An 8930-nucleotide genomic window follows, 5' to 3' on the forward strand; every position below is an offset into this window, starting at 1 on the left:
GGCGCGGAACGTGGGCGGGGCGGCTGTCCTGCGAACCGGGCGCGGGACGTGAAATGATCCGCACCTGGGGCGCGGCGGGTTCAGGCCGGGATGCGCGGCGCGGCGCGGCTTCACCGGCATCGTCCGACGCGGGCGCGGCATCGTCCGCCTGCCCGGCCTCGGAACGGGATTCCGCCGCACGCGGGAGCAGGCTGGGCGCGGAAGAGCCCTCGGGCACAGCCGAGGCGTCGGGCCGGGCCAGGCGGGAGGTTTTGGCGCTTTTTTCCAGGGCTTCGGCGGGGGGTTCGCTGGCCGGAGCCTCGGGAGCGGCTGCCTTTTCCTCCTCAACGGGCGCAACAGGAGCTTCGGGCGCGACCGGGCGCGCGGGTTCGTCGCCGGGGCGGCTGATGACGCGCGCGGCGGCCACCACACGGGCGGTCTTCTGTGCCTTGGGCGCGGCAGCGGGCGTTTCCGCAACTTCCGGAGCGGCGGCCTGGGCCGTGGCGCCTTCCGGCGCATCAGCGCGGGCGTCGGCCACCGGGGCCTCGGCTGCGGCTTTTTCAGCCGTGGCCGTGCTTACGGCAGCGACAGGCGCGCTTTCCGTTTCAGTTTTGGCCGCGGGAGCGACTTCGGCCTCGGAGGCCTTTTCTCCCGGCGCGGCAGCGGCCCGCCGCGCGGGTTCAGCGGCCTCAGCGGGCGCGGCGTCCTTGCGGCGGCGGCGCACGATGACATTGGGCTGGACCTCCGTGCGCTCCACGCCGCCCTGCTTCCGGCCGGCGAAATGGTCGCGCAGGCGCGCCGCGTCCTCCACGGACACGGAACCAGCCGTGGTCTTGGCCGGAAGGCCAAGATCACGCAGAGCGCGCAGCATGTCCTTGGACTGCACGTCGAGCTCTCCGGCGAGATCCTTTATCTTAATTTTTTCTTCAGGCATGGTTACCCCCCTTATCAATGCTGTCGCCAACCGTAGCGCTGCTGTCCTTATCTGTAAGCGGTTGCGCCGCAACAGCTAAAGCAACATTCTTTTTTCGCTTATCGGCTGCCGCATCGCTGCTGTCGGCATCCGTAACACTCGTTCCTCGTGCAACGGCTGCCGCGCGCCGTGTGCCGGGCCTGTATTTCGCGAATTTCCGCTCGCAGACAGGATCGGAACACACATACCAGCCCCTGCCCGGTCTGGTTTTTTCTACGTCAATACTCAAATTTCCCTGCGGGGTCAGCACATGGCGGTTCACGTCGGCCTTGGAAAAACGGCGGCGGCAGATCACGCACATCCGCACCGGGCCTTCCGGCCTTTTTCGTTGTTCCGGCGCTTCCGGGCCGGATTCCCGCGCCGTTGCGGCGGCCTTATTTTTCCACATCGCCGCTTCCGGCGTCTTCCGCTGTTTCGGGTGCCGCATCAGGCTCCGCCCCGTCTTCTTCGGGCCGGGCGTCCCCGTCTTCCGCTTCCTCTGTCCCGGCGGCCCTGCCCAGCTCCACGGCCGAGGACTCGGGCGTGCTCTCCACCACCGGCGCCAGGAAGTTGATGGCCGAGCGCAGGTCGGAAATACGCGAAGCGCTGATGGTCAGCTTGTCGGCCAGTTCCTCGTCGCTGGCTTCACGCAGCGCGTCCAGCGAGGAATAGCCCGCTTCCAGCAGAGCTTCAATGGATACTTCCGCCACGCTGGCGACCTGCTCCAGGCCGTGGCCGATGGCATTGGCCTCGTTGTAACGGGTTTCGGTAAAGATATCGACCTTCCAGCCCAGCAGGCGCGCGGCCAGCTTGACGTTCTGGCCCTTGCGGCCGATGGCGTTGGTGAGCTGGTCGTCGGGCACGATGACTTCCAGGAGGTTTTCCTCCTCGTCCACCACGATGCGCGAAACCAGGGCCGGGGCCAGGGCGTTGCGGGCGTAGGTGGCGATCTCCGGGCTCCAGACCACGATGTCGATGCGTTCGCCGCGCAGCTCCTGCACGATGTTCTGGATGCGCGAGCCGCGCACGCCCACGCAGGCGCCCACCGGGTCCACGTCCCGTTCGCGCGAGAGCACGGCCACCTTGGCGCGGGAACCGGGATCGCGGGCCACGCCCATGATCTGCACAACGCCGTCGTCCACTTCCGGCACTTCGCGGCGGAACAGGGCGGCCATGTAGTCGCGGTGCGCGCGGGAGATGACCACCTGCGGGCCGCGTCCCTCCTTGCGCACTTCGATGATCAGGGCCTGCACGCGGTCGCCGCGCTTGTAATGTTCGCGCGGGATCTGCTCCTCACGGGGCAGAATGGCCTCGGTGCGGCCCAGGTTGACCACCCAGCCGCCCTTGTCGCGGCGCTGGATGATGCCGGAGACGATTTCGCCCACGCGGTCCTTGTATTCCTCGTAAATGATTTCCTGCTCGGCGTCGCGCATGCGCTGGATGATGACCTGCTTGGCGGACTGGGCCGCGATGCGTCCCAGGTCCTCCACCTTGACCCGGAAGCCCATTTCGTCGTCCAACTGTACGGAGGGATCATGCTCGCGGGCGTCGGCCAAGGCAATCTGGGTGTCCTCGTTGGCCACGTCGTCATCTTCCACCACGATTTTGAACTGGTATACCTCAATGTCGCCGGTGTCGTCATTGTAGGTCACTTCCACGTCCATATCCTCGCTGAAGCGGCGCAGCACCGAGGTGCGCACGGCGTCTTCCAGCGTGTCGATGAGCATGTCGCGGTCAAGGCCCTTGTCTTTGCTGATCTGATCAATGGCCTTTTTGAGTTCAAGATTCATGTCTGCCTCCGGCTGCCGCGCGTGGCGGCGTGAAATCGCTACTTCGCTTCAGGTGATGCCTCGCCGTGGGCGGGGACGGGACCGGCGCTCTTGCCGGGAGTTTTGCGGGAGCCCTTGCCCGAGCCCTTGCCGGGGCCTTTGCCGGGCTTCACCGGCTGGCGGAAAATATACATGCGGCTGGCCCGGCGCACAGCCGTCCAGGGCAGGCGCACGGGCGGCAGGCCCTCGGGGCTGACCTCCCCTTCGGGGGAAAGCGCGGCGGGTTCCAGCACAAAGGCGTCCGCCTCAACGGCGGCGAGCCTGCCGCGCCAGAGGCGGCGGGGGGCCGCGCCTCCGCAATCCGCAGGCCCCGCGGCGGCTTCCGGGGCCACGGGGGCGTGCAGCCGGGCTTCCACCATGTCGCCCAGATAGGGGCGCATCTGGTCAAGGCTGAAAAAAAGGCGCGTGAGCCCGGGGGTGGATACTTCCAGCACATAGGCCGAGGGCACGGCGTCCTCCACTTCCAGGGCCAGGCCCAGATGGCGGGAGATTTCCTCGCACTGGCCTATGCTGGCTGAAGAGGGGGCTTCATTTTTCTCCCCGTCGGCGGCCTGAGGGCTTTCCGGCGCGCCGGAAGGAACGTCCACAAAGAGCCGCACCGCCATGCGCCCGGCCTGGACCACTTCCACGCCCCAGATGACCAGCCCCAGGGAGCGGACCACGGGGTCGGCCAGACGAATGACGGTTTCCTTGAGGGCGTTTTCGCTCATGTTTTCCTTACTGAGGGCGGCTAAAGATGAAGCCCGGAAAGTGGCCTGCTTTTGCCGCGGGGACAAAAAAAAGGGGGCCTATTCAGGCCACCCCGTTGTGAACATACGTCCTGCATCAGGATGTGACGATATGCGCCGAAGCGTAAATCGTCTTGAATTGGACTCAATTAGCGCATGCCGCAATGCTTGTCAAGTAGGAGGTCCGGAAATAACCGTGGAAAATAAATTGCGTCGCGAATTACACAAGATAGACTAAAAGAAATCCGGTATTCGCCGTTAAGACTCGTGCGAGCGTGAAATATTGCCGAGGCGTTCATTGCAAGGGGATGGAAGTATGACGCTTTTTCAAAAGTTTTCAGTAAGTTGCATTGCGACGGCCGCGCTGACGGCGGTTCTGGCCTGGGCCGGGACGGCTTTTTGTCCCGAGGGGCTGGGCGCCGCGGCACTGACCGGGGCCGTGTTGGCCACGCTGTTTACGGCCCTTTGCCTGGGCCTGGGCGCGCGGCTGATTTTTCTGCGGCCCCTGAAGGCTGTGGGGCAACGGCTGCGCGATCTGGCCGAGGGCCGCCTGGACGCGGCCCAGGCCTTCGGGGCCGAGGATCTGCCCGCAATCCACGCGGGCCTGGACGCCGCGCTGCGTGCGTTGAAATTCGAGCGCGGCCTGTCGCGCGGCGTGTTTCAGGGCCTGCCCATGCCCTATCTGTTGGTGGACGCGCAAGAGCGTACCACCAGCACCAATCAGGCCTGCCTGGACATGCTGGAGATTGACGACAGCGTGGAGTCCTGTCTGGGCAAAACCCTGGCGGAACTCTTTTATAATGATCCCGCGCGTGAGACGGCGGTGGGCAAAAGCATCCGCAACGGCGAGTACTTCCGTAATCTGGATATCGTCATCACCGGCCACAAGGGGCGGAAAATCGACGTGCTGGCCAATATTTTTCCCATCTACGACGAGGACAAGGCCTGCATCGGCGGGCTCTGCCTCTATGTGGACATGACAGCCCTGAAGCAGGCCGAACAGCTCATCATGGACAAGAACGAGCGCATGGCCCTGGTGGCGCGGTCCCTAGAAGAAGCCATGGGCAGGATTTCCGGCATTTCCGGCGGCCTGTCGCGGGGCATCCAGCAGTCGGACAGCGGCGCGGCCGTGTCCGCCCAGCGGCTTGCCGAAGCGGCGACCTCCATGAGCGAAATGAACGCCACCGTGCGCGAGGTGGCGAGAAACGCCGAGGCCGCTTCCGGCGCTTCGGCCCTGACCAGGGAAAAGGCCGAAGCCGGTGCGCAGGTCGTGGAAGAGGCCGTACACAGCATCAAGCAGGTGCATCAGCTCTCCCTGGACCTCAGAGAGGACATGGGCCGGCTGGATGAGCACGCCCGCTCCATCAACCGGATCATGAACGTCATTTCGGATATCGCGGACCAAACCAATTTGCTGGCCCTGAACGCGGCCATTGAAGCGGCCAGGGCCGGGGACGCCGGGCGCGGCTTTGCCGTGGTGGCCGACGAGGTGCGCAATCTGGCCGAAAAAACCATGGCTTCCACCCAGGATGTGGGCAACGCCATCCAGGCCATTCAGGACAGCACGTCCAAAAGTATGGCCTCCGTGGACAAGGCCGTGGCCCAGATCGAACAGGCCACGGATCTGGCGGGCCGGTCCGGCCGGGCATTGGAGGAGATCGTTACCACCGTGGAGCACACGGCCGGTCAGGTCAGCGCCATTGCCACGGCCAGCGAGCAGCAGTCCGCGGCCAGCGAGGAGATCAACCGCTCCATCGACCAGGTCAGCGGCATGGCCGCCGATACGGCCAAATCCATGGCCGAGGCCCGCGAGGAAATGGACCGGCTGGTGGAACTGACCGGCACCCTGGAAGCGCTCATGGTCCGGCTCAAAGAATAGCCGGGGCCGCGTTCCAGCGGGACTGTCTTCAAAAATCAGGGCAATCCAGGGCCGCGCGGGATATGGCGCGGCCCTGGATTGCCCTCTCTGTTTCACATTGAAAATGTGTTGTAATGCCCTAAAATTCAAACTTCATGGTCAGCCAGCCGGTATGCACCTCCTGCTGCGCGCCGTATTCGCCGGTATAGGCCAGCCCAACGGCAAAACCACCGTACTGCCATTCCAGGCCCGCCTCGGCCAGCATGGTGGTATGTTCTTCGGTCACGCTGGTGGAGAAGCTCGAGCCCGCGAAGCGCATTTGCGATTCCACCTCGCCGCTGGTCAGGGTCTGGCGCAGGCCCAGGCCCAGCGCCGGGCGCAGGTTGCCCGCCCGCTCGTCGCCCAGGGCGAAGTCGCCGCGCCAGCGCAGCATGGCCGTGCCGTACAGGGCCGCGTAGTCCTGGGCGTCAAACTTTATGTCGTAGGCGGGCCGGGAAACGCCCGCGCTGTCGGACCAGTGCAGGCTGTTCTCGTCCTGATGGGACCAGAGCCAGGCCAGGCCGATTTCCGGGGTCAGGGTATTGTTGTCGTTGATCCACCAGGCATAGCCCGTGTGCAGGGCCGCATACAGGCCGTGGCCGTTAAACTCGTTGTCCGCGTAGATGGGATTTTCCGCCAGGCCGCTCTGGTAATTACTGTGGTAACGGGAAATAAAGCCCGTGAACTGGCCGCGCAGATACCATTCCGGCGTGACATTGAAGACCGCGTGCAGCCCGGCCAGGCCGGACTGGGCGGAATTGTCCGTATCCATGAGATCGCCCCAGGTATGGCTGCCGCTGTAGCCCAGATGCAGGCCCCCGGCGAAGTTCTCATTGAAACGCCAGGTGCCGCCCATGACCATGCCCACGTTGTTGCTGGTGTAGTCCTGATCGTGATTGGCCGCAGAGCTGAAATAGGGCGCGGCGAAAACCCGCCAGCGCCCGGTTTCGTCCGGCCCCAACGGATCGCCTGAGGGCATGCCCTCAGGCCGGGAATTCGGCGAATTCCCGGCCAAAATCACATCCTTTCCGGCCGCCTTGCGGGGAGCCAACTGCCCGGCCAGCACGCCGCTGAGGTGCTGCATGCCGGAACGGGCATTGCCCACGGCCTGCAACGCGGCGCTCTGGCCGGGATTGCTGCTTGCCTTGACGGTGGTACGCAGGGAGACTTTCTGATCGTTCCAGTCTGTGCCCGTGAGCCGGGCTTCCAGCAGATCGGGGAGTTCCGAGGCCACGGAGGCCACGGAACCGGAAACGTTGCTGCCGCTGCCGCTCGTCACCATGTCTTCCACTTTGTACTCTTGGCCCCAGACAAAACCTTGGGCGGTGGTGCCGGGCCGCAGGATCAGGCGGCTGCCGTTGAAGTCCAGGGAGCCGGACCCGGTAACGGCAAAAGGACGGGTAGCGTCAGTTCCGAAATCGCGCAGTTCCAGGGACCAGGCCGCGAGCCGTACCGCGCCGTTCATCTCGAGTTCGTGCGCCTCTTTGCCGGGCGTGGGCGCGCTGACCCGGATCACGCCGTAATTGGCCGCTGTGCCGCTGCCTAACGACATGCCGTAGGCGTTTCCACTTGAGCTCATGACCGTGATGGCGCCTCTGTTATCGGCCGTGCCGCCGATGTCGATGGTTATGCCGGAGGCCGGTCCCACGCTGCGGGCCGTAATCGTCCCGGAGTTATGGGCCGTGCCGCCATTCTCGAGATATATGCCGATAGTCTTGTCTGTACTGGCTCCGGTGTTCGTCACCGTGATGGAACCGGAATTGCCGACAGTGCCGGAGGTGCTGGGATCGCTGAGTATGCCGTAGACGTTGCCCCCGTTGCCGGTGAGCGTAATAAAACCGGCGTTGAGGGCCGTGCCGCCATTCTGGAGCCATATGCCGGTGATGCCTGAGGCGGACGGGTTGCTGCCCTCTATGCCCCCCAGATTGATCAGGCTGTCGCCGGGTTTGAGGGTTCCCATGCCGACACTGCTGGTGTGGATGACGTTGCCCGCCGGATTGACGCGGTCGGCCAGGGCGGGTGAGGCAAAGGCAGGCGCGAGGGCGCAGAATCCTGCCAGAACCGGGAGCAGAATCAGGGCCGGAAGAGAAGGCGCTCGAACCGCTTTGCAATGAGTCCCTTGCGGTGTCTTTTTTGGCTCCATGCCTGCCCTCCTTTGTCGGTTCCCTGGAGGCCGGCCGCGAAAAAAAACCTGGGTTTTCGCTGACGCACGGCGGCTCCGCCGCCGCAAAACCTACGGGTTTTGTGTGTCTAATTTTTCAAATCAGGCCTCGTGCCGGAAACGGAATGGGGAAAAAATAGAATCCCACTATGATTTTTTAACACGGGGAAGAAAGGGCAACAAGGGGGAGCAGGGGGGGATTCGGGGGGTAATTTTTCCGGGGCGCGCGGCCGATATTCCGGCGGCTACGCCCCGGGCAGGCGCGATTGTCCGCCCGGCCCGAAAATCTGATCCGCCAGTTTGCGGTGGGCGGCGGGCATGGCCAGATTTTCCAGTTCAACGGGCGTGACCCAGCGCCAGGCGCTGGCCGCCGTGAGGATGGGCGGGGCGGGCGGTTCCGCCTCTGTTGCGGCCGCCGTTGTCGCCGCCAGGCTGAGGGCGAAGCAGTGCAGGGTGATCCTGTAGGTGGTGTAGCCGTGGCGGATGATGCCGTAACCGCGGTCCACGGCCACGTCGAAGCCGGTTTCCTCGCCGAACTCGCGGGCAACGGCCTGTTCCGGGCTTTCGCCCGGCTCCACCCGGCCGCCGGGGAATTCCCAGAGATTGCCCCAGACCCCGGAGGCCAGGCGCTTTTGCACGAAAACCCGGCCCGTGTGGCGCAGCACGCCGGTGACCACCTCAATGGGCGTGATCGCGGCCCGTTTGCCGGGTACCGGGCGCTGGTCCACAATGCCCAGATGCAGGCTGACGCAGAAGGCGGCCAGGGGGCAGAGCGCGCAGCGCGGCTTTTTGCCGCAGACCAGCGCGCCCAGCTCCATCATGGCCTGGTTGTGCTCGCGGGCCCTGCCTTCGGGCACCAGGCGCAGCGCCCAGGCCCGCACGGCCGAGGCCGCCGGTTCCTGCTTGACCGGACCGTCCAGATCAAAGACGCGGGCCACCACCCGTTCCACATTGGCGTCCACGCAGGGCAGCTTTTCGCCAAAGGCGATGCTGGCGACGGCCCCGGCCGTGTACGGCCCCACGCCGGGCAGGGCGCGGATGTCCTCCAGGCCCGAGGGGAAGACGCCCTTGTGCTTTTCCATGATCAGCCGGGCCGCGGCCAGCACGTGACGGGCGCGCGAATAGTAGCCCAGGCCCTCCCAGAGGCGCAGCACTTCCTCTTCCGAGGCGGCGGCCAGCGCCGCCACGTCCGGAAAGCGGGCCATCCAGCGCGTGAAATAGCTCACCCCGCGTTCCATCTGGGTCTGCTGGAGCATGACCTCGGAAATCCAGACCTCATAGGGCGTGTAGTTGATGCGCCAGGGCAGGGGCCGCTGGTGCGCGGCGAACCAGGCCAGCAGGGCTTCCCGCAATTGCGGCAGATGCGCGTCGGGCGGCAGGTGGC

General features: G+C 65.2%; 7 protein-coding genes. 1 reads left to right on the forward strand and 6 read right to left on the reverse strand.

The features are described from left to right. The 4 genes from HMPREF1022_RS06995 to rimP all read right to left on the reverse strand — a co-directional run. Positions 1-913 (reverse strand): translation initiation factor IF-2 N-terminal domain-containing protein (locus HMPREF1022_RS06995; protein ID WP_009302529.1); only part of this gene is annotated, 913 nt, incomplete at its 3' end. Further along, complete coding sequence (locus tag HMPREF1022_RS19120; RefSeq protein WP_008683148.1) at positions 906-1340, reverse strand: YlxR family protein; 435 nt, start codon at positions 1338-1340, stop codon at positions 906-908. The genes HMPREF1022_RS19120 and HMPREF1022_RS06995, both read right to left, overlap by 8 nt. Further along, positions 1327-2721 (reverse strand): transcription termination factor NusA, encoded by a 1395-nt coding sequence (nusA, locus tag HMPREF1022_RS07000; protein ID WP_009302530.1) that lies wholly within the window; start codon positions 2719-2721, stop codon positions 1327-1329. The genes HMPREF1022_RS19120 and nusA overlap by 14 nt, the downstream gene beginning before the upstream one ends. A 38-nt stretch (positions 2722-2759) precedes the next feature. Next, complete coding sequence (gene rimP, locus HMPREF1022_RS07005; protein WP_009302531.1) at positions 2760-3470, reverse strand: ribosome maturation factor RimP; 711 nt, start codon at positions 3468-3470, stop codon at positions 2760-2762. Between the two features lie 334 nt (positions 3471-3804). Here rimP and HMPREF1022_RS07010 point away from each other — a divergent pair, with 334 nt between their 5' ends. Continuing rightward, entirely contained in the window at positions 3805-5367 is a 1563-nt protein-coding gene (locus HMPREF1022_RS07010; RefSeq protein ID WP_009302532.1) for a methyl-accepting chemotaxis protein, read from the forward strand. A 118-nt stretch (positions 5368-5485) separates the two neighbouring features. On the opposite strand, the gene HMPREF1022_RS07015 is transcribed toward HMPREF1022_RS07010, so the two are convergent. Both HMPREF1022_RS07015 and mutY read right to left on the reverse strand, forming a co-directional pair. After that, entirely contained in the window at positions 5486-7528 is a 2043-nt protein-coding gene (locus HMPREF1022_RS07015) for an autotransporter family protein (protein ID WP_009302533.1), read from the reverse strand. Positions 7529-7791: 263 nt separating this feature from the next. Continuing rightward, on the reverse strand, positions 7792-8930 hold a 1139-nt coding region (mutY, locus tag HMPREF1022_RS07020; RefSeq protein ID WP_009302534.1), incomplete at its 5' end, for an A/G-specific adenine glycosylase.

The organism is Desulfovibrio sp. 6_1_46AFAA (assembly GCF_000224635.1).
In the GTDB taxonomy this organism is placed as follows: domain Bacteria; phylum Desulfobacterota; class Desulfovibrionia; order Desulfovibrionales; family Desulfovibrionaceae; genus Desulfovibrio; species Desulfovibrio fairfieldensis.

Excerpts from the sequence above, each read along its gene's own strand:
- HMPREF1022_RS07010 (WP_009302532.1), top strand. The coding sequence starts at position 3,805 with ATGACGCTTTTTCAAAAGTTTTCAGTAAGTTGCATTGCGACGGCCGCG.
- HMPREF1022_RS07015 (WP_009302533.1), bottom strand. The coding sequence starts at position 7,528 with ATGGAGCCAAAAAAGACACCGCAAGGGACTCATTGCAAAGCGGTTCGA.
- HMPREF1022_RS19120 (WP_008683148.1), bottom strand. The coding sequence starts at position 1,340 with ATGTGGAAAAATAAGGCCGCCGCAACGGCGCGGGAATCCGGCCCGGAA.
- rimP (WP_009302531.1), bottom strand. The coding sequence starts at position 3,470 with ATGAGCGAAAACGCCCTCAAGGAAACCGTCATTCGTCTGGCCGACCCC.
- nusA (WP_009302530.1), bottom strand. The coding sequence starts at position 2,721 with ATGAATCTTGAACTCAAAAAGGCCATTGATCAGATCAGCAAAGACAAG.